Raw genomic sequence first — 22,635 nt, forward strand, 5'->3', positions numbered from 1 at the left:
TATGGAAACTATGATGTCTCTATTAGTCGGCGTGCTTGTTTCAGTCGCCACTTATTTAATCCTTTCCAAAAGCTTGCTCCGTGTGATTTTAGGCACTGCGATTATGTCTCACGCTGTTCACTTGCTCATTATGATTATGGGCGGCTTTTCGGGAGATTCAAGCGCCCCGTTGCTTGGGGAGGAAGCAACTTCTTACACAGACGCACTCCCTCAAGCGCTAATTTTAACAGCTATTGTTATTAGCTTTGGCGTGACGGCGCTTTTCTTAGTACTGGCCTATCGAACGTACCGGGATTTAGGCACGGATGATCTTACAAAGTTAAGGGGACTCGATGATGATGAATAATTTACTTGTATTGCCGATGGTTCTCCCGCTGCTTGTAGGAATCCTACTCATATTTTTGAGGCCTTTTGTCAAATGGCAGCGAGTCATTAGTTTTGTGACGTTGCTCCTGACATTTGCCCTTAGCATTTATTTGTTGCTTTATGTTCAGCAGGAAGGCATTATAACGCTTGATTTTGGTGGCTGGTATCCTCCATTTGGGATTTCTTTTGTCGGCGATTCGTTTTCATTGTTGTTAACAGCTACGACCTATTTCATTGCAACAATCTGTTCGCTTTACTCGTTTTCGACCATTGGCAAAGACAAAGAAAACATGTTTGTTTATCCTCTAGTCCACATGCTATTGGCTGGCGTTTCTGGTTCGTTTTTGACAGGCGACTTGTTTAACTTGTATGTCTGTTTTGAAGTGATGCTTCTTGCTTCGTACGCCTTGATCATGCTTGGCGGAGAGCGTTTGCAGTTGCGGGAAGCGATTAAGTATGTTCTTGTCAATGTCCTGTCTTCTTTTATTTTTTTAATCGCCATCGCTTATTTATACGGCGTGACGGGGACGTTAAACTTAGCCCATTTGTCGGTGCGGATTGCTGAAGCTGGGCAGCCGCCAATCCTAACGACAATCGCGATTGTTTTCTTACTCGTCTTTAGTTTAAAAGCCGGACTGCTCCTTTATTTTTGGTTGCCTGGCGCATACGGGGCACCACCGATGGCCATTGCAGCGTTGTTTGGGGCTTTGCTTACCAAAGTGGGGATTTACGCATTGTTCCGCTTCTTCACGATGTTGTTTTACCACGAACCAGAACTGACCCATACGATCATAGCAGTTATGGCGATTGTGACGATGGTCGGTGGCAGCATTGGAGCAGTCGCTTACAATGATTTGCGGAAAATTGTTTCTTATAATGTGGTCATCGCAGTAGGCTTTATTTTAAGCGGACTCGCGATCTTCAACGAAGCTGCGATTGAAGGTTCGATCTATTACCTTGTGCATGACATGATCGTCAAAGCGTTTTTGTTCTTATTAGTAGGCGTAACGATTTATTTATCGGGGACGCAACGACTCGAACGAATGAGCGGCATGATTCGCAACTATCCGTTACTAGGCTGGCTGTTTTTCCTGGCGACGATTTCTCTTGCTGGCATTCCACCATTAAGTGGTTTTGTCGGCAAAGTCTTTGTAGCACAGGGCGCCATTGACGGCCAAGCGTTTGTCCTGTTGGCGGTTACGCTCATTTCAAGTATATTTGTCCTTTATTCGCTTTTGCGGATTTTCCGTACTGTATTTTGGGGAGAAACGATTATTGCCACTGACGAAATGGTTCCATTGAAAACAGGTATGATCCTTCCTTGCGCCCTTCTTGGTGCTGCAACACTGGCATTAGGTCTCGGCACTGAAAGTATTTCTGGTATTGTCCAAGATGCTGTAAATACGTTGTTAAATCCACAAATCTATATTGATGCTGTATTAAATCGGGGAGGCGCTTAGGGTATGGAAGGATCGACAGCAAAGGGAGGTGGCTCGATGTTCGGACAGCTTTTGCTAAACATTTTGATCGCATTTCTGTGGGTACTATTGCAAGATGAGGACCAGTTTTACTTGTCAACGCTTTTCGCCGGCTATTTAGTAGGGATCGGCATCATTTACGTAATGCGTCGTTTCTTTTTTAAAGAATTTTATTTGCATAGGCTGTTTGCGGTAATCAAACTGTTGTTTATTTTCATCCGCGAGCTCCTCTACTCGAGCATTATGATTATCAAGCATATTTTAAGCCCAAAACAAAAAATTACGCCGGGGATTTTTACGTATCAAACAGAGCTAAAAAGTGATGTGGAAGTAACGGCTTTAGCACTCTTGCTTATGTTGACGCCTGGTTCTGTCGTTATTGAGGTTTCTCCATCGAATGACGTCTTCTATATCCATACGATGGACATCCCCGAGTCTAAAAATTCCGTTTTACGGGCAATGACTACATTTGAAAAAGCGATTATGGAGGTGACGCGATAATGTTTGAGATTGCAATGGTCGGATCTCTTGTGCTTTTCGCAACGGCAATTAGTATTTGTACGGTTAGAATTATGAAAGGGCCGACGATGCCAGATCGTGTCGTTGCTTTGGATACAATTGGCGTCAATTTAATTTCAATCGCTGCAGTGATTTCAATTGTCCTTGAGACAAAAGCGTTTTTGGAAGTCATTTTAATTATAGGCATCCTTGCGTTTATTAGCACCGTTGCTTTCTCGAAGTTTATAGAGAGGGGTGTCATTATTGAACGCAAGCGTAACCGGTGAACTGCTAGCTTCTATTTTTATTTGTGTGGGTGCGATAATAAGTGTGATTAGCGCGATCGGCATCATCCGGCTTCCTGATGTCTATACAAGGTCCCATGCCGCCACAAAAAGCGCAACGCTTGCTGTTTTGTTAACGCTGACCGGCTCCTTTATCTATTTTTGGCTTGCAGACGCTTATATTAGCATTCGTCTCGTACTCGGTATTGTATTCGTGTTTTTAACTGCTCCGGTGGCGGGACATTTGATTACGCGTGCAGCATATCGTTCTAAAGTACCGCTTACGGAAGAAAGCGTAGAAGATGAACTGAAGGAAGTGTTAAACAAAGAAAATTACAATGAACCAGTTAAGCATGCTGATGTAGATAAATAATGGGGCGTGCTACACGCCCCATTAGACTGTAGACAAATGCCCGCTTCTCGGTCATTTGCATATGAATCTATCGTATACATGCGCAAGAAAATCGTTGCCCATGAACGCATGTTTTATGCACTCTTCTCTCCACGGCTGACAAGCGTTTTGATTAATCTGGAGTTCTGGCCGCTGTTTGACGGACGGCCTTTTTGTGTAAGTGCAAGAAAGATGTTCAATTGTTTTTGCCTAGACTTCTCTCGTGCTTCCAATGTGGCGTTTTTCCATAATGGTCGTAAACAGTTTTTTCAGCATCTTTTGTCAGCTCTTTTTCTCGTGAATGGGCAGGAGCCGATTCGATTTGGGCTTTACTCGTCTTGACAAGGATCGCATGGTCATGCCAGGTAACTTCTTGGACGTCTTCCATGAGGACGAGCACAAGCTCCCGCTGCATAAACCCTCCTGTATCAACGACAAAATAACGGACAAGCCAGTCATCTTCTTGTTCAATGATGAAATCTACGACTTTGCCGACTTTACCGCCCTTGGCATGAATGGTATACCCTGTTAGCTCTTCAAGGCTAAATAGGCGAGTTTGTTCTTGGAAGTGTGCTTCTGTTTGTGCTTCGTCTGCACCTGTTCGTATATCATCGGCCGTGCCTTCTAAGTTTTTGCGTTCTGGAATATGAACAGGAGGGATTAGCGGCGCACTTGCTGGAGAGCCAGCTCCATATGTTTGGTTGAGAGGGGCTGCGGGCCCAAACCAATAAAGTGGCCAGCCATAATGCTCGTTCAGTTCCTTTTCATATTTGCGATTAATTGGTGCATGTTCTTCTGGCTTTGGGCTATCTTTAATTTGTGCTTTCGTCGCATCAACGTCGATGGCCATGTTTTCTTTATCCACATTTGTAAACGCATGGGGACTTAAGAGAACTTTGCCGCCCAAAAACCAAGTGCGTGTATCTCCAACAAAGTAGCGAAGGTGCAACGTGTCTGCATCCACATAAAAATCAGCAAGTGAACCGAGTTCCCCGTCTGTGGCGCGCATTGTGTACTTTTCGAGCGTTTTTGCATGGATCAGCATCATTTTTCCCCTCCAGAATTCGTATTAATGTTCGTATAGCCGTTTTCGGCGGAGGCCAAACGCAAAATCTTTTTTAGGGAAATCAAAAAAAGGGGGTTAAAATCGAACAGCAAAAGAAGTACAATAATCTAGAAAGCGTTATCATTAATATGAGATCGATTTCAGGGAGGGGTAAAAGTGAAATTAGGCGTGTTTACTGTCCTATTTTCGGAAAAGCCGTTTGAAGAGATGCTAGACCATGTAAAAGCGCTCGGCCTAGAAACAGTCGAGATTGGTACAGGAGGATATCCTGGGAACGCACACTGCAATCCAGACGAACTACTAGAAAATGAGACAAAATTGAAAGCGTTTAAAAAAGCGGTAGAGGACCGTGGTTTGACGATTTCTAGCTTAAGCTGCCATGGCAATGCACTAACGCCAGATGCCGATTTTGCTAAACAGTCGCATGATGCCTTTGTGAAAACAGTCCAATTGGCTGAAAAGCTAGAAGTGCCGACCGTTACTACTTTTTCAGGAACGGCAGGAGCGTATGAAGGCGCAAAGCAGCCAAGTTGGCCTGTTGCCCCGTGGCCGAATGAGTATGGAGATATATTGAAATGGCAATGGCAAGAAAAACTGATTCCTTATTGGAGCGAATGGGGCCAATATGCAGCCGATCACAATGTCAAAGTCGCCCTTGAACTGCATGGTGGTTTTTTAGTGCACTCGCCGGCTACATTATTAAAACTCCGTGAAGCGTGCGGCGAAGCGATTGGCGCAAATGTGGACCCTAGCCATTTATGGTGGCAAGGAATCGATCCAGTTGCAGCGATTAAAATTTTAGGTAAGCATAATGCCATCCACTTTTTCCATGCAAAAGATACGTACATCGATCAAGAAAATGTCAATATGCACGGTTTGCTTGATATGCAATCTTATGCAAATATGCAAGACCGTGCTTGGTATTTCCGCTCAGTTGGCTATGGCCATGACTTGAAAACGTGGGCGGATATTATTAGTGCTCTGCGCCTTGTAGGTTATGACGGTGCAGTCAGCATTGAACATGAAGACGGGCTAATGTCCATTGATGAAGGTTTCCAAAAAGCTGTTTCCAATTTGCAACAAGTTTTAATGAAAGAACCAGCTCCAGACATGTGGTGGCTGTAAGGAGGAGAAAGTCAATGTCAAAACTGAAAGTAGCAGTAGTTGGCTGCGGGTCGATTGCCATCCACCGCCATGTACCTGAATATGCGGCCAACCCAAATGTAGAACTGGTCGCTTTTTGTGACCTAAACATCGAAGTCGCTCAAAGACTTGCTGATCAATATGGAGTCAAACGTGTATACGACTCCCACGAAGCTATGCTTAAAGAGGTACAAATTGATGCAGTTAGTGTATGTACACAAAATGTGGACCATGCACACGTGTCGATTGATGCAGCAAACGCAGGTTGCCATGTATTGTGCGAAAAGCCAATGGCTACTTCGATCGAAGAAGCGCAACAGATGATTGACGCCGCTAAAACCAACAATGTCAAGTTGATGATAGGTCACAATCAAAGGCTTATGCCGCCCCATGTAAAAGCGAAAGAAATCTTGCAATCTGGAAAAATCGGCAAGCCGTTAACATTTAAAACGACATTTGGCCATGGTGGCCCTGATTCCTGGAGCATTCAAGGCAAAGACACATGGTTCTTTCAAAAAGACAAGGCTTTTGTTGGCGCAATGGGTGATTTAGGCGTCCATAAGATTGACTTAATGCGCTGGCTTTTTGACGAAGAAGTGGCTGAAGTGGCTGCATTTGTAGAGACGCTCGATAAGGATGCGGATGTAGACGATAATGCGACAACGTTACTACGCATGGAAAACGGAGCAATTGGTACAATGGCAGCAAGTTGGACGTACTACAAAGGCGAAGACAACACGACATCGATTTACGGCGAAAAGGGTGTATTGGAAATCCACGATGATCCTGATGTCCAAGTTGTTGTTAAGCTAGCTAACGGCACAATTGAAAGGTATTCAGTAGGGGCAATTGCGACCAATGAAGCAGGCGGCCAAGTGGCAAGTGGTGTGATTGACGAGTTTGTCGATGCGATTGCCAATGACCGCACTCCTTCCATTACAGGAGAATCGGCAATGGAATCTTTGCGCACTGTTCTTGCAGCGTTGGAGTCGACCAAGTCCAAAACGTTTGTGTCTGTTGCAACCATCAAATAAGGGGGAAAAGCATGGATAAATGGGGAATTGCCTTATTTACACTGCGTGACGAGTTAGCAAAAGACTTTAAAGGCACATTAGCAAAAGTAAAAGAGATTGGGTATGCGGGTGTCGAATTTGCTGGTTTTGGCGACCACTCTGCTTCAGAGATAAAAGCAATGTTAGAGGAAGTTGGTCTAGAAGCATGGTCAAGTCATGTGCCTCTTGCTCAGCTTCGTGAGTCTCTTGACGATGTACTTGCCTACCATAAAGAAGTCGGTGTTCATTATATTGTCTGCCCATACTTAACGCCAGAAGAGCGGCAGGCAAAAGACGATTACCTCGAATTGGCGAAAGACCTTGAAACGATTGGAAGGGCCTGCAAAGAAGCTGGCATTGGATTTTGCTACCATAACCACGATTTCGAAATGCAAACATTCGATGGCGAATATGCCCTTGATTTGTTGCTAAGCCAGACAACAAAGGAACATGTGCAATTAGAATGTGATGCGTATTGGGTCGAGTTTGCGGGTGTGGATGCCAAACGTTATATGAACCAATACACTGGACGTGTGCCGATGGTTCATTTGAAAGACATGAAAGCCACCGATAAGTCGTTTGCCGAGGTTGGAGAGGGAACATTGGATATAAAAGGCATTATCCAGGCAGGGAAAGAAGCAGGTGCTCGCTACGTTTTTGTCGAACAGGACATTTGTGAACGCCCCCCTCTAGAAAGCATTTCAATTAGCTTTAACAACATACAACGCTTATCTTAAAAATATGAAACGCCCAAGCAATGTGGGCGTTTCAGACTGTAGACAAACGCTCGCATACTTCGTCGTTTGCCTCGGTCATATGCTCATGAACCCCCGTTCTATTCGCATCTTCCCTCGGCTGCACTCCTCGTCTGACAAGCGTTTTCTATCAGTCTGAGGGCGGTTATCGACTTTGTCGACAACCTCAAACGCCCAAGCAATGTGGGCGTTTCGTTTTTTTACCAAAACAAACAGTCATAAGCAACTTGTTTTGCGCCGACACGTTTGGCTAATTGTTCCAATGCCCGGGCAAACGCTTTTTTTCTCGTTGGAGTCCATTTGAATGACGGCTCAACGACAATGTTTTCAATATGTAAAGTAGCCGTTTCCCGATTCATTAATGGCGAAATTTGGCCGATTAGCTTTCCGTCCCAGAGTATCGGCATGCCATAGGAGCCCACTTTCCGGGCTGCTTTTGGCGTGTAAATTTCCCAGCGGTAGTGGAAGTCGTAAATATCTTGTAAACGTTCTCTCCGCCATAAAAGAGGGTCTAGCGGCGATAGGAACGCAATGCCTCTAGGTTGATTGTCATTAAGTGAAAGCAGCTCGTCCACATCGGTTGAAAGCACTGCATAAGGCCGTTTCACGTCCTCAATCGCCACTTCAGTCAAGACTCCCTCCTCAACAAGCTGTGTGTGCCATTTTTTTCGCGTTGCAGCTCGGTGCTTCTGCCATCCATAACGAGGATCGTCAGCGCTAAATAACCGGTACGCGCGTGCATATTTTAGGAGTAACGCCCTTGTCCGCTCTTGTGTCGACAAAGGCGATTTCAAGTAATGGTTTGGAATCGCGTCTTCCGTTAATGCAAAAAACCGTTTCGCCCCTTGACGTTTTACGACTTGGATTTGCCCTGTTAGGAAGAGCAGTTGCAAGGCATGAGACGTTTCTTTAGTGGAGGCGCTGTTTGTATCCCAACCACCAATAACTTTTCGTTCGCTTTGAAAGGCGTTTGAAGCGAGAGGACCTTCGGTTGCCAGCCGATTGAATATGACGCGAATGACATCCTTGTGGGCGGATAAATCGGAAGCACAAGCTGCTAGAAGTCGCTGCCGAACATCTTCAAATAAGGGAAAGTCGGCGATCGGCAATAAGCAGGCAGCTTGAGCGTAGTATTCGAATGCTTGCTGCTTTTCAAGCAGCTGCTCTAATTCAGCTGGGTTGTACCGTTTCATTCGCAAACTTGCAGTCAAATGGTGATTACGCTCAATGACAGCAACAGGATCAAGTTGAATGGCTTCCAAGCCATTAAGAAGGTCAGGCATGCTTGAATAGTGTGTCGCGATAAACGTTTTATGCAAAAAGGCACGCGCCGTTTCTTTTGAAATGAAGAGCAATGTAACGATCTGTCCTTTCTATAGCGAAATGCAAGGCAACAAAAACCAAAACCGTTTTTCTTTTAAGGGAATAAAGGGGCTTAAAGACTTAAGAGCCTTGCCGGCTACATCAAAATCAGCGCCAAGCTATGCTGCTTGGCTCCGTTGTTTTTCTTCGTTGCGGACAAATCCCGTATGGGAAAACCACATGAATAAAAAGATGGGGACTGACACACCGAAAAAAGGCAGAACGCCTGGAAAGCGAAGCATGAGTATAGCGACAGCAAATGATGTAATTAGCATGCCTATGCTCAGAAAAGGACGAACAAGCACATGAAGGACAGCATGCTTTAATAGGCGTGAAACGGGCATCTCGTAATGGACAAATAACGTAAACGCGTAAACGGCTGTTAATATATACAAAAAGCAAAGAAGAAGAATCGGCATGGCGAGCATCGTTACATAAGGGTTGGTATGGTTGTAAATAAACATGACATCAACTACTAGGACAAAACCAATTAGGACGAGTATCAAGCCAAGACGCTGTACTTTCCAATAGTCTTTTTTGAAGTACGAAAGGAATGTTTTGAACAAAGGGATGTCTGTTTCTCCACGAATCCACTGGCGGCAAACGGCAAAGGCAGCCTGTGTTGCTGGGAACAACCCGCCAACAATCAGTCCAGCAAATGTAAACCCAAGCCAAAGCAAGTTGACTATGGCAAGCCGCATGATCCACTCGGCAGCTTTATAAATCCCTCCCATGAATCCATTCATTTCCATTTGTACTAACCACCTTTTGAAAGCGTTATCCTAATTGTACCACAAAAAAAGGAAGACGGCTTGTTAAATTGCCGCTCCCCTTACATAGCTCACTTATTTTAAATCTTTCACGACTTCTTTTGTTTCAATTGTCCCTAAATCGTAAATGATTTGATACAACTCTTGAAGTTCGTTTTGTGTGGCTTCTTTTTCTTGGTCGGCTTTCTTTTCTTGGAACGGGTGTTGAAAAACTTGTTCCTCACGAAAGTCTTCAGATCGAATTTGTTCCAGCAGCGCTTTAATTTTGTCTGCTTCCTCATCTGTGGCATAGATCTCATATTGGATCGTGTTGTCAGGCGTTTTTGTGGTTGAGAGGCGCATCATTGCCATATCGATTGTAACAAAATAACGTTTCCGGCCCATTGCAATCGTCCCTCCAATTTTTTCTGTTCCCTATTGATACCCGATTATTGATTTTCTACACATATTACTGTCTACAAAAGGAAGAGCGTGTTTCATTTTCAGAAAGTTGGGTAACAAAACAGAAAGCGACTGCATCAATTCATTAGGCTAAGACATAGAACCTTTATCTCTAACATACAATAATGGATATGCCAAGCTTATAAGCAAACATCTTGTCTTCGTTACTGGGACAACTAGGGGAACACTTAACCAAGCCTTACCCCGTTTACTTTATGGCAAACCGTTGAATGATCGTCAATAAATCCTACCTGAAGGGGATTTTCTATCCGGACGAGCTGTGCTATAGTGAAGAAATTAAACCCTTGAGGAAGGTAGAACTATGCTCAAACTTGTTATCGCTTTTGTTTGTGCACTCGTAGTTATTACAGCTTGCGATGGAGATTCTCATCCACGACTACATGAAGAGGAAATGAAAAAAGGCGGCGATTCTGCACCTGTTTTTTTCTTAGAAGAGCGTTATTTTAACGAAACCGAGGTCGTAAATGGGCAAATGACCATTATGAATCCGGATAATATTGTGGTCAATGTCAATAAAGACTACCGCCTTCCGGAAGATTATCGACCTGACGACTTAACCATCCCGAATGTTCCCTTTCCCTTTGATGAGGAAGAAGACCGGCGTTATCTCAGGGCAGAAGCTGCCGAAGCTTTGGAAGCATTGTTTGCTGCCGCAGCAGAGGAAGGCTATGAACTGTTTGCTATATCAGGTTTCAGATCTTACGAACGACAAGAGCTTTTATATGAGGAAGCTCTTGAAAATCAAGGAGAAGACCAAGATTTAGTGGCCATGCCAGGGCACAGTGAACATCAAACTGGGTTGGCGATGGATATTAGCAGCGCTTCTGTCGATTATGGCTTGATTGAGGCGTTTGGTTTGACGGCAGAAGGGCAATGGGTTGCTGAACACGCCCATCAGTTCGGCTTTATTATACGCTATCCTGCCGAAAAAGAGGAAATAACAGGCTATGGCTATGAACCATGGCACTTGCGCTATGTGGGCGATGTGGCCAACGACATTTACAACCACTTTATTACTCTTGAAGAATATCTGGAAAATGTCAAGAAGTTGTAAAAACGATGTGAAAGTTCGTTATGTCAAAGGAACTATGTTCAAGGAGCAGAAATTTTGATAAACTGATTGCTTGAATGGCAAATGACTGTTTTTTGCTTTAGGACATATAAAACCGTTTTCTGGCCCGTCAAATAGACAGTTAGGCGGAGTATTGTTTAAATGCAAAGTTCATGAGAGGAGAGTAAAATTCATGACAAAAATTAAAGCCGGCTTCAGGCGACTGACATTTTATTGGCTGGCTGTCGCGTTGCTAACGATTACAACGTACGTGCTTTACAAAGTCGCGTTTGCGATTCCTGCTGATAACATGATGCAAGAGTTTTTACTGCTCATTAATCCGATCAGTTCGTCTGTCCTGCTTTTAGGGATTGCCCTGTTATTTAAAAACAGGATGCGCAACATCATGGTCGTCGTCCTTTCGTTCGTCGGTTCACTCATTTTGTATGTCAATTTGCTGTTTTACCGGTTCTATACGGACTTCTTGACGCTTCCTGTGCTGCTGCAAACCAACAATATGCAAGATTTATCAGGCAGTGTATTTGAGTTGATGAGCTTTTGGGACGTTTTCTTATTTACAAATGTTGCTGTACTTTGGATTTTGGTCGCACGTAAAAAAGTGCCTGTAGTGGGACGTTTAAAAAGAGAACCTAGCTTAATTTTTGCTTTGGCGATCTTGTTATTTTTAGGGAATTTGTCCTTAGCGCAAACAGAACGTCCACAACTGCTTACGCGCTCTTTTGACAGGGATATGATTGTTAAAAACATCGGCGTTTTTAACTTCCATATTTACGACGTCTTTTTGCAATCACAATCGAGAGCACAGCGTGTATTAGCCGATAGTTCCGACATTGTCGAAGTGAAAAACTATACCCAGGCAAACCATAAAGAGCCAAATCCAGATTTATTTGGCGTAGCTGAAGGGAAAAACGTGTTTATGATTTCCCTTGAGTCGCTGCAAAGTTTTGTCATTGACAACGATGTTTATGGACAAGAAATTACACCGTTTTTAAACCAATTAAAAGAAGAAAGTTATTATTTTGAGAATTTTTATCACCAAACTGAACAAGGCAAAACATCAGATTCTGAGTTTATTGTTGCCAATTCGCTGTTTGCCCGTAGCAGTGGAGCTGTATTCTTTACCCATGCCCAAAACGACTACAATGCGTTGCCGGAAATTTTAGGTGAGAATGGCTACTACTCATCTGTCATGCATGCCAATAACCGAACGTTTTGGAACCGTGATGTCATTTATGACACGCTCGGGTATGACCGCTTTTTTGATGTGGACTCTTATGAAGTAACGGAGGAAAATTCAGTTGGTTGGGGCTTAAAAGACAAGGAGTTTTTCGAACAGTCGATTGACTTGCTTAAGGAGCAGCCGCAGCCATTTTATACAAAATTCATTACGTTGACAAACCATTTTCCATTTGAACTGGGCGAGGAAGACAAAATGATTGAGGAGTACGATTCGAACAGCGGCACGTTAAACCGTTACTTCCCAACTGTCCGTTATATGGATTATGCGGTTGAGCAGTTTTTTGAGGATATAAAAGAAGCCGGCCTTTATGAAGACAGCATCTTTATCCTTTATGGAGACCATTACGGAATTTCTGACAACCATAACAGGGCAATGGCCATGTACCTCGACAAAGAGGAGATTACTCCATTTGATTCTGTCCAGCTTCAACGTGTCCCGCTGATCATTCATATTCCGGGCCATGAAGGGGAAACATTTGACACAGTCGGCGGGCAAATCGATATTAAGCCAACGCTCATGCATTTGCTCGGTTTGTCGACCAAAGAGGACATCCAGTTTGGCAGCGACTTATTTTCTCCGGAACATGAGTCTTATGCGGTTTTGCGTAATGGCAATTTTATCACGGATGATCTTGTGTACGCCAATAACACGTGCTATGACAAACATACAGGAGTAGAGACGGAAGACCCATCAAGCTGTGAAGAATTTATCCCACGTGCGCAATCAGACTTAGAGTACTCCGATAAAATCATTTATGGTGACTTGCTGCGCTTTTTTGAGCCAGACAATGATTTGTTTGATCGCTCTGAAGAATAAAAAGCCGTCGCATATGCGACGGCTTTTTATTTCGCCGACATGCTGCCATGGCCATTCACGCCGCCAAGAGCTGTAATAACAGTGGTAGCAAAGCCAGTACCAATGACGGCAATAGCCGATAAAATGATCTCATCGTGTGTCACAATGGGAATGCCAGCTACGACTGCTCCTAAATCAAAACCGACAATTAAGACACCGACATTCCATTTTGTTTTAGCAGCAATCATCTGTGCCAACAAGTCAAAGCCCCCAGTGCTAATATCTAGGAGAAACATAATACCGGCGCCTACTCCGAGCATCAGGCCACCAATAATGGCGCTAGGAAGTGGAGGCAAAAGGGGAGTAGCCGGTATAAAAGCGGCAAAGTAATCGATCATTAAGGAAGAAACAATAACGCCTACCAGTGAGTTGTAAAAAAACGGCCTATAGTACATCCAAGCAATAATGTAAATGGGAATACTGACCACAATGATGGTCATCCCAACTGGAAAGTCCCAGATGTAATGGGCGATCAATCCGACGCCAATAATGCCGCCGTCAAGCAAATGGTAGGAAACAAAAAATAAGTTAATTCCAAGGCTAATTAGCAAACAGCCTGCAAACAACACAATGACATAACGAAGTCCTTTTATCACCCTATCACCCTCACCCACTCAGTAGCCAAGCTTTCTTCCATCCTATGCGGACAAACGTATCGCTATGCCGGGTGATGTGTGATGAGCGTTTAAAGGCGCAAAGCCCCTTATAACTGAATCGTTCCCAATAAAATAATGGCAATAATCGCTACAAGCAACCATAACACTTTTTTCAGTTTCCGATTGCTATTAGCACGTTTCCAGCGCTGAGGATTAAACTGGATTTCATCGTCGTCAAAATAAGCACGGCGAACACGGCTGGTCGTTTGGAGGCTATAAAAAGGACGCGCCCCTTTTAGAAAGGAAGGTGCTAGTAGGAAGCCAAATAACAGTCCGAATAAGTGGGCGAAAATATTAATATGGGCACCGACAAAAGTCATGATCACAGAAATAACAATGATCGGAATAATCGTTTGCCCCGATTGGCTATCCATTAAATCTTTACGGTAAAGGTACATAAACAAAAAGATGCCAAATAAGCCAAAGATGGAGCCTGACGCACCGACATGGGTATAGCTTGGTGATTCCAAAAACAAAGTGGCCACGTTTGCCAAGACGCCTGAAATGAGATAAATGGTTGCGAATTTTATTTTTCCAAGCATCACTTCAAGTGCAGGAGCGAAAATGAGCAAAGCGAACATGTTTGAAAACAAATGGAACAGTCCGCCATGCAAAAAGATCGGCGTTACGAGGCGCCAGTACTCGCCAGCAAGAATCGCTGCATTCCATCCCATCCCAGAATAGTGAAGCCAGCTCCCGTAAGGTATAATGAGGAAAAGGAAATAGACGATCACATTGGCCGCTATAATGGTGGTGATGACAGGGTAGTTGCGAATATAGCTCGAAAAGGTTTCGTTGCGATAAAACATGGGAGTCCCCCTTTTTAGGTAATTAGCAGTATAAGGCGTTTGGCCATCATGAATTAGTCTCATTATAGCAGCTTGCGCCTTGTGCCGCATAACCGGACAGAATGATAAACAGGTGGTGTGCAAATGATTGTCGGCATTGGCATTGATTTGATTGAACTAAAACGAATTGAGGCTGTTTTTGTGAGACAGCCTCGTTTCCCGGCACGGGTGTTGACTTCCTATGAACAAGAGCAAATGGCACAGCTGGCGCTGAACCGCCAAATCGAATATTTGGCTGGCCGCTTTGCTGCAAAGGAAGCTTTTGCGAAAGCGAAAGGGACTGGAATTGGCGCCGGCCTTTCTTGGCATGATATTGAAATCCGCACTGAAGGCAGTGGGAAGCCGTATATTGTGGTGACCGACGACGGCGCCCGTGTCCATCTTTCCATTACACACTCAAAAGATTACGCTGCTGCACAAGTCGTCATTGAAACATAAAAATGCTACTTGTCAATACTCGTCTGCATATTGACGCCATTCGGCTCATATAGTTTACAGCAACAGGGCAATGGACTCGCCGTCCATGCCTAAAGTGAGCCGAAGGGGTGAAGGTAGGCATGAAGAAGACGAAATCATGGCTGGCCATGGTTGCTGTCCTAATGGTAGTCGTATTGGCAGCATGTGGAGAGAAATCGCAAGAGGATGTTTTAAATGACGTAGAAGAGGCTCTAGAAAATACGGAGAGCTACAAATCAAAAGCGACGATGGTACTGGAAACCGGCCAAGAACCGCAGACGTATGATGTAGAAGTGTGGCAAAAAGATAACGCTTATTACAAAGTTGATTTAAAAAATGCGAAAAACGAACAAAGCCAAATCATTTTAAAAAATGATGACGGCGTGTTTGTTTTGACGCCAGCGCTAAACAAAACATTCCGTTTCCAAAGCGATTGGCCAAAAACGAGCAGTCAAGCTTATCTATATGAATCGCTTTTAAAGGATATTAGCCTTGACGCTGATGTCATGTTTTCACAAGACGAAAACCATTATGTCTTTAAAACAGCGACAACGTATCAAAACAAAAACTTAAACAGCCAAGAAATTCGGTTGAATAAAAAAGATTTAGCGCCTGTTTCCGTAAAGATTATGGATGCTGACAACAATGTGTTAGTGGACTTGACGTTTACTGAATTCGAGAAAAATCCAGAGCTGTCGAATGAGGACTTTAATACAGAAAAAACAATGGATGGCGCGCAAATGTCCGAACCGACAATGGCTACTCCTGAAGAAGAGGAGGAAATTTCGATTCGCTACCCGATGTTTATCCCGGATGGAGTCGACAGTGAGCCTAAATTGGAGACTGTCGAAACAGGCGAGCGCACAGCTTATGTGCAACAGTATTCTGGCGATAAACCTTTCACACTGATACAAGAGAAGAGCACGATCGTCCCAGCGACAACAGCGCCTTTAAATTTAGTGAAGGGAGATCCAGTTGACCTTGGTTTTACGATTGGAATCCAATCGGCTGACCGCATTATGTGGTCCCATGAGGGCATCGACTACTCCCTGATTTCAGAGAGCTTATCAGAAGAAGAGATGGCTGATGTTGCCCGCTCTGTTTACGCCACGACCGAAAAGTAACTGAGAGAAGACGCTTGTCAGCCGAGGCGCGAAACCGAGTAAAGATGGGAAAAGACGTGTGAGCAACAAGTTTCTTGCCTATGAAAAAGCATGTGAACGAGGAAAGCATCGAAGGGTGCGAGCGTTTGTCTACAGTCTGAAGCCGCGAGGGAACTCGTGGCTTTTTTAGCATATGCAAAGGAACGGTGTTGCCAAAGAACACCGTTCGACAATTTTCCAATGAGCTTTTATACTAGGATAAGAACTTAACTGTCCTGGAGGTAATTAGATGGATCGAACGGCACTCCCTTTCTTTAGGGATACATGGGTTGAGGTTGATTTGGATGCTATTTCAAGCAATGTTTCGTCGCTAGCGCGCTTTTATAGCGGCCAAGGCCGCGATGTCGCCATTATGGCAGTGGTGAAAGCGAACGGCTATGGCCACGGGGCTATAGCCGTTGCTAAGGAGGCGCTTGCTGCCGGAGCGACCTTTCTTGGCGTGGCTTTATTAGACGAAGCATTGGAACTTAGAAAGGCAGGCATTCAGGCGCCAATCCTTGTCCTTGGCAAAACACGCCCAGAAAATGCAGAGCTTGCCCGCTCTGAGGGGATCTCGGTGACTGTATTTGAGCAGGAATGGCTAGAAAAGGCTACACGTTTTCTGGCAAAAACATTAAACGATCCGCTCCGTATCCATGTCAAAATGGACACGGGCATGGGCCGCCTAGGCCAACAAACGGTTGAAAAAACGATCGCCGTTGTTTGTGCTGCACAAAAAATAGGTGTTGTTGAAGGGCTGTTTACCCATTTTGCCACTGCCGACGAGCTCGATCATGCGTATTACCGAAAACAACAAGAACGATTTGCAGCATGTGTCGACAAATTGGAAGAAGCAAAGGTGTCGATTCCGTTCATTCACACTGGCAATAGCGCAGCGAGCATGCGCTATCCAGGCGATATGTACAATATGGTGCGTTTTGGCATTTCCATGTATGGACTTACCCCTTCATTAGAAATAAAACAAGCGCTGCCATTTAAGCTCGTTCCAGCCTTATCGCTAAAAACAAAAACAGTTTTCACAAAGCTTATTCAAAAAGGGGACGCCGTCAGTTACGGAGCTACTTATCAAGCAGAAGCACCAACATGGATTGCGACATTGCCAATCGGCTATGCCGATGGCTGGGCAAGGCAAAACAGCACGAAAGGCGGGTATGCACTTGTCAATGGGCAAAAAGCGCGCTTTGCAGGGAGAATTTGTATGGACCAATGCATGATTGAACTTCCTGAGCCAGTGCCAAATGGAACGACTGTTACTCTTGTAGGCAAAGACGCCCAAGAACAAATTGAGCTTGATGACGTCGCGAAGCGGCTTGATACGATTAATTATGAAGCTGCCTGTATGCTCAATCCTCGCTTGCCCCGTGTTTACGTGAAAAACGGCAAATATCAATCTGTGCAAATAGAATCAAGGGTTATGCATAAAATAGAAGAGCAAGGGAAAAATGACCAACAGAATGGATAATGGCTAAATAGCAAAGCAAGATTTTGAAAAAGAGCTTTGCAAAGAGCGATTGGCAATGCTATGATAAATGATGTATAACTTGCGGCGAATGGTCGGACGTAGAAATGAATTGCCTAAATAGGCCTTACACTGATTAAATGAGGTGGATGCTGTGCTTGAGCAGGAAAAGTGGGACAACGAAGAAAACAGCAATAAGCGTGCAAAACTAAAAGCTGAAATTCGTGAGTCAATGCAACAAGGCTATATGGAGATGGCGAAAATTAATCTTACAATTGCATCAGAAGCCTTTCTTGCTGAGGAGGAAGCGAATCATACGCTGACGCGTCTCGTTAGTGGGGTGTAGCGATGTGATAGTCAAACGCGGCGATGTGTATTTTGCAGATCTCTCCCCCGTGGTCGGTTCAGAACAAGGTGGGGTCAGGCCTGTACTCATCATACAAAATAATATCGGTAACCGATTTAGCCCGACAGTGATCGTAGCAGCCATTACAGCCCAAATCCAAAAAGCAAAACTCCCAACACACGTGGAAATCAATGCAAGCAAATATGGGTTCGACCGAGATTCGGTCATTCTTCTTGAGCAAGTACGCACCATTGACAAACAGCGACTGACAGATAAAATTACCCATCTTGACGAGAAAATGATGCGGTCTGTTGACAAGGCACTCACGATCAGTTTGGGATTAATTGATTTTTAACCATTTGAGTATAAAAAAGAGGATGGCAACCATCTCATTGGTGTGCATCACGAATCTTTTTTTATGCAATACCCTGTACATGGTAGTGACCCTAAAAGGTTAGATTTTTAACTCTAACTTGGGGGCAGCACTCGTACAGGGTTTTTTATTTGCCATTTATAAGTACGATTCCTTAAAATGTGGAATTGTTAAACACGGAGAAAAACGATCGCTGAACACGATTAATCTTTGCATGCGATGTCGACTCGTGAAATAATAGCAATAAGAGAAATACAGGGTGAAAGGGGAAGGCTATGCAATCGTTTATTGCTTCTTATCTATTAAAAAATCGAGCAAAACTTATCGAAGAATGGGGAAAAGAATGGGTTAAGCTTCGTTCAGATAGCGATTTGCAAATGCTACCTGACGAGGCGTTTGAACATACGAACAAAAAACTTATGGAATTGGTGCTGTCTACGGCTGAAGGACATAAAGACAGTTATTACACGGAATTAAAGGAGCAAGTCGACCGTTTTATTCAAAATGGCGGTTCACTTATCTTATTTTCAAAATCGATGCATTTGTTTAGGAAAGTATGCCAAAGGTTGGTTTTAGCGTCTGATTTAAGAGAAAGTCAGGCTGTGGAAATGTTAGCTGAATTAAATGAATGGATCGATGAACGGACGGATCGAATTGTAAACGACTATGCAGGGAATTGGGAACGTACGATCGAAATGCAGAAGCTTTCGCTGTTAGAATTGTCCGCTCCGCTGATTCCTGTTTTTGAAGGGATCACCGTGATGCCACTAATCGGAACGATTGACACAGCGAGGGCAAAATTGATTATGGAAAATTTGCTTGAAGGTGTGATTGAACACCGGTCAAAAGTTGTTTTGATTGATATTACAGGTGTCCCGGTTGTCGATACAATGGTTGCCCAGCATATCATTGAAGCTTCCGAAGCTGTCCGTTTAATTGGAGCGAAGGCTGTATTAGTAGGCATTCGCCCTGAAATTGCCCAGACAATTGTCAACTTGGGCATTGACCTGGCTAGATTTCCAACGCAGAGTACGCTTCGCAAAGGGGTTGTGTTGGCTTTAGAAATGACAGGAAAGAAAGTAGTAGATTTATGATGGGAGGGGGAAATGCAATGAGGATTCCGATTCTCAAGCTCAATCAATATTTGTTAATTAGCATCCAAATTGAGTTAGATGATCAAACAGCCCTCCAATTCCAGGAGGATCTGCTTAAAAAAATCCACGAAGAAGGTTCAAAGGGAGTCGTTATCGATTTGACAAGTGTCGATATGATTGACTCGTTCATTGCCAAAGTGCTTGGCGATGTTGTCGACATGTCCAATTTGATGGGGGCTCGTGTCGTATTGACCGGCATTCGTCCTGCTGTCGCGATTACATTAATTGATATGGGAATCAAATTAGAAGGTGTTTCAACCGCGTTAGATCTTGAACAGGGACTCGCAAGCTTGCAACAGGAATTGGAGGGTTAGAGATGGATATCCAATCCTGTGTGGAAGTAAAAAATGAATGGGGGATCGTCGCTGCTAGGCAGGCAGGGCGCGACCTTTCACGCCAAATAGGCTTTGGCAGTGTAGATCAAGCTCGGATCACGACAGCCATTTCTGAACTTGCAAGAAACATTTATTTATATGCGAAACGGGGAGAAATTCGCCTTGAATTGGTGGAAAAGCCCTCCAAGCTCGAGGTAATCAAAGGCATTCGTGTGATTGCTAAAGATGACGGCCCTGGCATTCAAGATATACGGCAAGTGATGGTAGACGGATTTACTACCTCCAGCGGCCTAGGGGCAGGTTTGCCTGGCGTGAAAAGGCTTATGGATGAATTTACAATTGATTCAGAAATAGGCGTAGGAACAACGATCACGGCAACAAAATGGGCCCAAGTGAGGGGGCATGTGAGATAGATGTCTGTTGTAGACTATAAATTACAGCTTTCTTATAAGCGCATCTTGAAAGACTTTTTGGAACACAAATCTGAACAAAGTCTCTACGAGGCGCAAAAAGTGAGCAAGTTTTTGTTGGAGCAAAAAATTTCGCCTGAAGAATTTGTCAGCATCCATTTTAAGGTGTTGACAGAAATGCTCCCGCAAATGGACGAGCAAGTTCAAGATTCATTTGTTCTCCTATTGGAAGTCATGATGGGGTACGGGCTCGCTTATCAAGAACATCAAATTTTGAGAAACCGACAGCAAGAACTTGAGTCAGAAATTGACGTCGCAGCCAATATGCAGCAGACCCTTCTCCCGCAAGAAAAGCCAAAAACGGATTTTCTCGATGTCGGTGTTGTTTGCGAACCAGCAAAGAAAATGAGCGGCGATTATTACCATTATGTGCACGAGGATGACAAAGGGCTGGGCATGGCAATTGCCGATATCATTGGCAAAGGCGTGCCAGCGGCTCTTTGCATGTCTATGATCAAATATGCGATGGACAGTTTGCCATCAGAACAGCAACTCCAACCTTCGCTTTTACTTGAAAATTTAAACCGTGTTGTTGCCCAAAACGTCGGAGACAGCATGTTTATTACGATGATGTACGGGTATTATAACAGAACGACGGGTGATTTCCACTACTCAGGTGCGGGACACGAGCCAGGCTTTTTTTACAGCGTGGCGAACGACGCATTTGAAGAATTGCATGCCAAAGGGCTCGTATTAGGCGTGTCTCGGCAAACAAAATATAAAGAATATACACGCCACTTGGATGTAGGTGATTTTATTGTGCTCTTGTCCGACGGCGTAACAGAATGCCGCATTGGCGACGAATTTATTGAGCGGGAAGAGATAACGAAATTAATTCGTAAATACATGCATTTATCCGCACAAGAAACCGTGAACCGCGTTTATGAGGAACTTGTAAAAATCCAAGATTTTGTATTACGTGATGATTTTACGCTTATTCTTTTGCGGAGAACAGTTTAAAAATATGATTGGCCGGGTATGAAAGAGAAATGGAACTTAATTGCTTGAGGAGGACGGTTTACATATGAACCTTACAATACGATCAGAACAAACAGACAACGCCCATCATATTTACCTTGCTGGCGAGATTGATGCTTATACAGCTCCTCAACTACGTGAATCTCTCATCCCTCTAGCAAAGGAAAAAGGTATTGAGTTGACGATTCATTTTAATGAGGTGGAATATATTGACAGTACTGGACTTGGTGTTTTTGTTGGCGTGTTGAAAACAACCGATGCAAATGGCGGCAACTTAAAGCTTTGTGGCATGTCCAGTCGAGTTAGGCGGCTTTTTTCGATAACGGGACTCGATGAAGTGATTACGATTGAAGAAGTGAAGGAGGGGCAGAGTTAATGGAACAACATGACCGTATCCACGTGGAGCTCCCTGCCAAGCCCGAATACGTAAGTATTGCACGCTTAACGGTTTCTGGCGTCGCGAACCGTCTTGGTTTTGCTTACGACGACATTGAGGATATTAAGATCGCCGTTGCCGAGGCATGTACGAATGTCGTAGAGCACGCCTATTCCGAAGGTGGATCGATTTATTTAGCTTGTTATATTTATGACGATCGAATTCAAGTAGTCGTTGCTGATCAAGGCAAGAGTTTTGACATTCAAGATGTGGAAAGTCGACTAGGCCCAGTAGATGGGCAAAAGCCAGTTGGAGATTTGAAGGAAGGAGGGCTTGGTTTATTCCTCATCAGCAGTTTAATGGATAAAGTTGAAATTAATGAAGATAACGGCGTGATGCTCGTCATGACAAAGTATCTTTACGAGAGTGGGGTGGAGGAAAGTGTCGACGGAATCTCTTCCTTACAGTCAGAACAAGGATGATATCTATCTTTGGATCGAAGAATACCAAAAAACTGGAAGTGAAGAAGCCCAAATCAAATTGGTAAACCATTTTGAAGCGCTTGTCCGCTCCCTTTCAAGGAAGTTTTCAAAAGGGCGGGAATACGATGAAGACTTGTATCAAGTCGGCATGGTTGGCCTGCTCGCCGCAATGAAACGTTATAACGAAGACTATGGCAGAAGCTTTGAATCGTTCGCTGTTCCTACAGTGGTAGGAGAGATTAAACGGTTTATCCGCGACAAAACATGGAGTGTCCATGTGCCGCGCCGCATTAAAGAACTAGGCCCAAAAATTAAGAAAGCAGCGGATACATTAACCATTGAGTTGCAACGTTCCCCCTATGTTCATGAAATTGCCGAGTACCTTCAAGTTACAGAGGAAGAGGTGCTTGAGACAATGGAAATGAGCAAAAGTTACCAAGCACTATCCGTCAATCGTCCTCTTGAGGCAGACCAAGAAGGCGGAGAAGTGACGCTTCTTGATCTTGTTGGAAATGAAGAGGATGGCTATGAGCAAGCTGACCAAAAGTTATTGCTTGAAAAAGCGTTCGAAGTGCTAAACGAACGGGAAAAGGACATTCTTCAATGCACCTATTATGAGAATTTAAGCCAAAAAGAGACAGGCGAAAAATTGGGCATTTCACAAATGCATGTATCCCGTTTGCAGCGCCGTGCACTTCAAAAACTGCGCGACTCCATCCGTGTGGAGCCTACGGAGATTTTCTGA

General features: G+C 44.1%; 28 protein-coding genes. 22 read left to right on the forward strand and 6 right to left on the reverse strand.

The window, feature by feature from the left end:
- The first annotated feature begins 1 nt into the window (after position 1).
- The 5 genes from N6H06_RS13765 to N6H06_RS13785 are packed head-to-tail and all read left to right on the forward strand — an operon-like array spanning position 2 to position 2,999.
- Positions 2 to 346 (forward strand): Na(+)/H(+) antiporter subunit C, encoded by a 345-nt coding sequence (locus N6H06_RS13765; protein ID WP_062747976.1) that lies wholly within the window; start codon positions 2 to 4, stop codon positions 344 to 346.
- Positions 339 to 1,826, forward strand: coding sequence for a Na+/H+ antiporter subunit D (locus tag N6H06_RS13770; RefSeq protein WP_263707304.1), 1,488 nt, complete (start codon positions 339 to 341; stop codon positions 1,824 to 1,826). Before N6H06_RS13765 ends, N6H06_RS13770 begins: the two co-directional genes overlap by 8 nt.
- A gap of 36 nt (positions 1,827 to 1,862) precedes the next feature.
- Positions 1,863 to 2,345: a Na+/H+ antiporter subunit E gene (locus tag N6H06_RS13775; RefSeq protein ID WP_062749050.1), complete on the forward strand. Its 483-nt coding sequence runs from the start codon at positions 1,863 to 1,865 to the stop codon at positions 2,343 to 2,345.
- Complete coding sequence (locus N6H06_RS13780; protein WP_062747974.1) at positions 2,345 to 2,629, forward strand: Na(+)/H(+) antiporter subunit F1; 285 nt, start codon at positions 2,345 to 2,347, stop codon at positions 2,627 to 2,629. Before N6H06_RS13775 ends, N6H06_RS13780 begins: the two co-directional genes overlap by 1 nt.
- Entirely contained in the window at positions 2,607 to 2,999 is a 393-nt protein-coding gene (locus N6H06_RS13785) for a Na+/H+ antiporter subunit G (RefSeq protein WP_062747972.1), read from the forward strand. The genes N6H06_RS13780 and N6H06_RS13785 overlap by 23 nt, the downstream gene beginning before the upstream one ends.
- 214 nt (positions 3,000 to 3,213) lie before the next feature.
- Here the strand turns inward: N6H06_RS13785 and N6H06_RS13790 are convergent, their stop codons facing one another.
- Complete coding sequence (locus N6H06_RS13790) at positions 3,214 to 4,065, reverse strand: PRC-barrel domain-containing protein (RefSeq protein WP_263707201.1); 852 nt, start codon at positions 4,063 to 4,065, stop codon at positions 3,214 to 3,216.
- Positions 4,066 to 4,239: 174 nt separating this feature from the next.
- Between N6H06_RS13790 and N6H06_RS13795 the strand changes: the two genes are divergently transcribed.
- From N6H06_RS13795 to N6H06_RS13805, 3 genes are read left to right on the forward strand one after another with little or no spacing between them, the layout of a single operon-like run.
- Complete coding sequence (locus tag N6H06_RS13795; RefSeq protein WP_263707203.1) at positions 4,240 to 5,208, forward strand: sugar phosphate isomerase/epimerase family protein; 969 nt, start codon at positions 4,240 to 4,242, stop codon at positions 5,206 to 5,208.
- A 14-nt stretch (positions 5,209 to 5,222) separates the two neighbouring features.
- Positions 5,223 to 6,260, forward strand: a complete 1,038-nt coding sequence (locus N6H06_RS13800; RefSeq protein WP_062747966.1) for a Gfo/Idh/MocA family protein — start codon at positions 5,223 to 5,225, stop codon at positions 6,258 to 6,260.
- An 11-nt stretch (positions 6,261 to 6,271) separates the two neighbouring features.
- The gene (locus N6H06_RS13805) at positions 6,272 to 7,015 is read left to right on the forward strand and encodes a sugar phosphate isomerase/epimerase family protein (RefSeq protein ID WP_213029291.1); all 744 of its coding nucleotides are present in this window, start codon (positions 6,272 to 6,274) and stop codon (positions 7,013 to 7,015) included.
- A 218-nt stretch (positions 7,016 to 7,233) separates the two neighbouring features.
- On the opposite strand, the gene N6H06_RS13810 is transcribed toward N6H06_RS13805, so the two are convergent.
- The 3 genes from N6H06_RS13810 to N6H06_RS13820 all read right to left on the reverse strand — a co-directional run bounded on the left by N6H06_RS13810 (position 7,234) and on the right by N6H06_RS13820 (position 9,549).
- The gene (locus N6H06_RS13810) at positions 7,234 to 8,388 is read right to left on the reverse strand and encodes a DNA glycosylase AlkZ-like family protein (RefSeq protein ID WP_263707205.1); all 1,155 of its coding nucleotides are present in this window, start codon (positions 8,386 to 8,388) and stop codon (positions 7,234 to 7,236) included.
- 126 nt (positions 8,389 to 8,514) lie between these two features.
- Positions 8,515 to 9,147, reverse strand: coding sequence for a YesL family protein (locus N6H06_RS13815; protein WP_062747960.1), 633 nt, complete (start codon positions 9,145 to 9,147; stop codon positions 8,515 to 8,517).
- A gap of 93 nt (positions 9,148 to 9,240) precedes the next feature.
- Entirely contained in the window at positions 9,241 to 9,549 is a 309-nt protein-coding gene (locus N6H06_RS13820) for a hypothetical protein (protein ID WP_062747958.1), read from the reverse strand.
- Positions 9,550 to 9,928: 379 nt separating this feature from the next.
- Here N6H06_RS13820 and N6H06_RS13825 point away from each other — a divergent pair, with 379 nt between their 5' ends.
- Both N6H06_RS13825 and N6H06_RS13830 read left to right on the forward strand, forming a co-directional pair.
- Complete coding sequence (locus tag N6H06_RS13825; RefSeq protein ID WP_062747956.1) at positions 9,929 to 10,681, forward strand: M15 family metallopeptidase; 753 nt, start codon at positions 9,929 to 9,931, stop codon at positions 10,679 to 10,681.
- Positions 10,682 to 10,871: 190 nt separating this feature from the next.
- Positions 10,872 to 12,755, forward strand: a complete 1,884-nt coding sequence (locus N6H06_RS13830) for an LTA synthase family protein (RefSeq protein WP_062747954.1) — start codon at positions 10,872 to 10,874, stop codon at positions 12,753 to 12,755.
- Positions 12,756 to 12,781: 26 nt separating this feature from the next.
- Here N6H06_RS13830 and N6H06_RS13835 read toward each other — a convergent pair whose 3' ends face one another.
- Positions 12,782 to 13,390, reverse strand: a complete 609-nt coding sequence (locus tag N6H06_RS13835; RefSeq protein ID WP_249413922.1) for a YitT family protein — start codon at positions 13,388 to 13,390, stop codon at positions 12,782 to 12,784.
- A gap of 107 nt (positions 13,391 to 13,497) precedes the next feature.
- Positions 13,498 to 14,259: a rhomboid family intramembrane serine protease gene (locus N6H06_RS13840; protein WP_062751369.1), complete on the reverse strand. Its 762-nt coding sequence runs from the start codon at positions 14,257 to 14,259 to the stop codon at positions 13,498 to 13,500.
- A 123-nt stretch (positions 14,260 to 14,382) separates the two neighbouring features.
- Between N6H06_RS13840 and acpS the strand changes: the two genes are divergently transcribed.
- The 12 genes from acpS to sigB all read left to right on the forward strand — a co-directional run bounded on the left by acpS (position 14,383) and on the right by sigB (position 22,635).
- Positions 14,383 to 14,736: a holo-ACP synthase gene (gene acpS, locus N6H06_RS13845; protein WP_062751367.1), complete on the forward strand. Its 354-nt coding sequence runs from the start codon at positions 14,383 to 14,385 to the stop codon at positions 14,734 to 14,736.
- Positions 14,737 to 14,855: 119 nt separating this feature from the next.
- Positions 14,856 to 15,878: a LolA family protein gene (locus tag N6H06_RS13850; RefSeq protein WP_062751365.1), complete on the forward strand. Its 1,023-nt coding sequence runs from the start codon at positions 14,856 to 14,858 to the stop codon at positions 15,876 to 15,878.
- A 268-nt stretch (positions 15,879 to 16,146) separates the two neighbouring features.
- Positions 16,147 to 17,379 carry an alanine racemase gene (gene alr / locus N6H06_RS13855; protein WP_263707216.1) on the forward strand — a complete coding sequence of 411 codons (1,233 nt, stop codon included), beginning with the start codon at positions 16,147 to 16,149 and terminating at the stop codon, positions 17,377 to 17,379.
- Between the two features lie 142 nt (positions 17,380 to 17,521).
- On the forward strand, positions 17,522 to 17,722 hold the full coding sequence (locus N6H06_RS13860; protein WP_050748939.1) for a hypothetical protein: 201 nt from the start codon (positions 17,522 to 17,524) through the stop codon (positions 17,720 to 17,722).
- Positions 17,723 to 17,726: 4 nt separating this feature from the next.
- Positions 17,727 to 18,077, forward strand: a complete 351-nt coding sequence (locus N6H06_RS13865) for a type II toxin-antitoxin system PemK/MazF family toxin (RefSeq protein WP_062751375.1) — start codon at positions 17,727 to 17,729, stop codon at positions 18,075 to 18,077.
- Positions 18,078 to 18,370: 293 nt separating this feature from the next.
- Positions 18,371 to 19,189, forward strand: coding sequence for an RsbT co-antagonist protein RsbRA (locus N6H06_RS13870; protein WP_062751362.1), 819 nt, complete (start codon positions 18,371 to 18,373; stop codon positions 19,187 to 19,189).
- Between the two features lie 17 nt (positions 19,190 to 19,206).
- The gene (locus tag N6H06_RS13875) at positions 19,207 to 19,563 is read left to right on the forward strand and encodes an STAS domain-containing protein (protein WP_062751360.1); all 357 of its coding nucleotides are present in this window, start codon (positions 19,207 to 19,209) and stop codon (positions 19,561 to 19,563) included.
- A gap of 2 nt (positions 19,564 to 19,565) precedes the next feature.
- Positions 19,566 to 19,997, forward strand: coding sequence for an anti-sigma regulatory factor (locus tag N6H06_RS13880; RefSeq protein WP_062751358.1), 432 nt, complete (start codon positions 19,566 to 19,568; stop codon positions 19,995 to 19,997).
- Positions 19,998 to 21,014, forward strand: coding sequence for a PP2C family protein-serine/threonine phosphatase (locus N6H06_RS13885; RefSeq protein ID WP_213029295.1), 1,017 nt, complete (start codon positions 19,998 to 20,000; stop codon positions 21,012 to 21,014). It begins immediately after the preceding gene.
- Positions 21,015 to 21,078: 64 nt separating this feature from the next.
- The gene (locus N6H06_RS13890; protein ID WP_062751354.1) at positions 21,079 to 21,408 is read left to right on the forward strand and encodes an STAS domain-containing protein; all 330 of its coding nucleotides are present in this window, start codon (positions 21,079 to 21,081) and stop codon (positions 21,406 to 21,408) included.
- Positions 21,408 to 21,890 carry an anti-sigma B factor RsbW gene (gene rsbW / locus N6H06_RS13895; RefSeq protein WP_213029297.1) on the forward strand — a complete coding sequence of 161 codons (483 nt, stop codon included), beginning with the start codon at positions 21,408 to 21,410 and terminating at the stop codon, positions 21,888 to 21,890. The genes N6H06_RS13890 and rsbW overlap by 1 nt, the downstream gene beginning before the upstream one ends.
- Positions 21,850 to 22,635, forward strand: a complete 786-nt coding sequence (gene sigB, locus N6H06_RS13900) for an RNA polymerase sigma factor SigB (RefSeq protein WP_213029298.1) — start codon at positions 21,850 to 21,852, stop codon at positions 22,633 to 22,635. Before rsbW ends, sigB begins: the two co-directional genes overlap by 41 nt.

It is taken from the genome of Shouchella tritolerans (assembly GCF_025770735.1).
Classification (GTDB): domain Bacteria; phylum Bacillota; class Bacilli; order Bacillales; family Bacillaceae_D; genus Shouchella; species Shouchella tritolerans.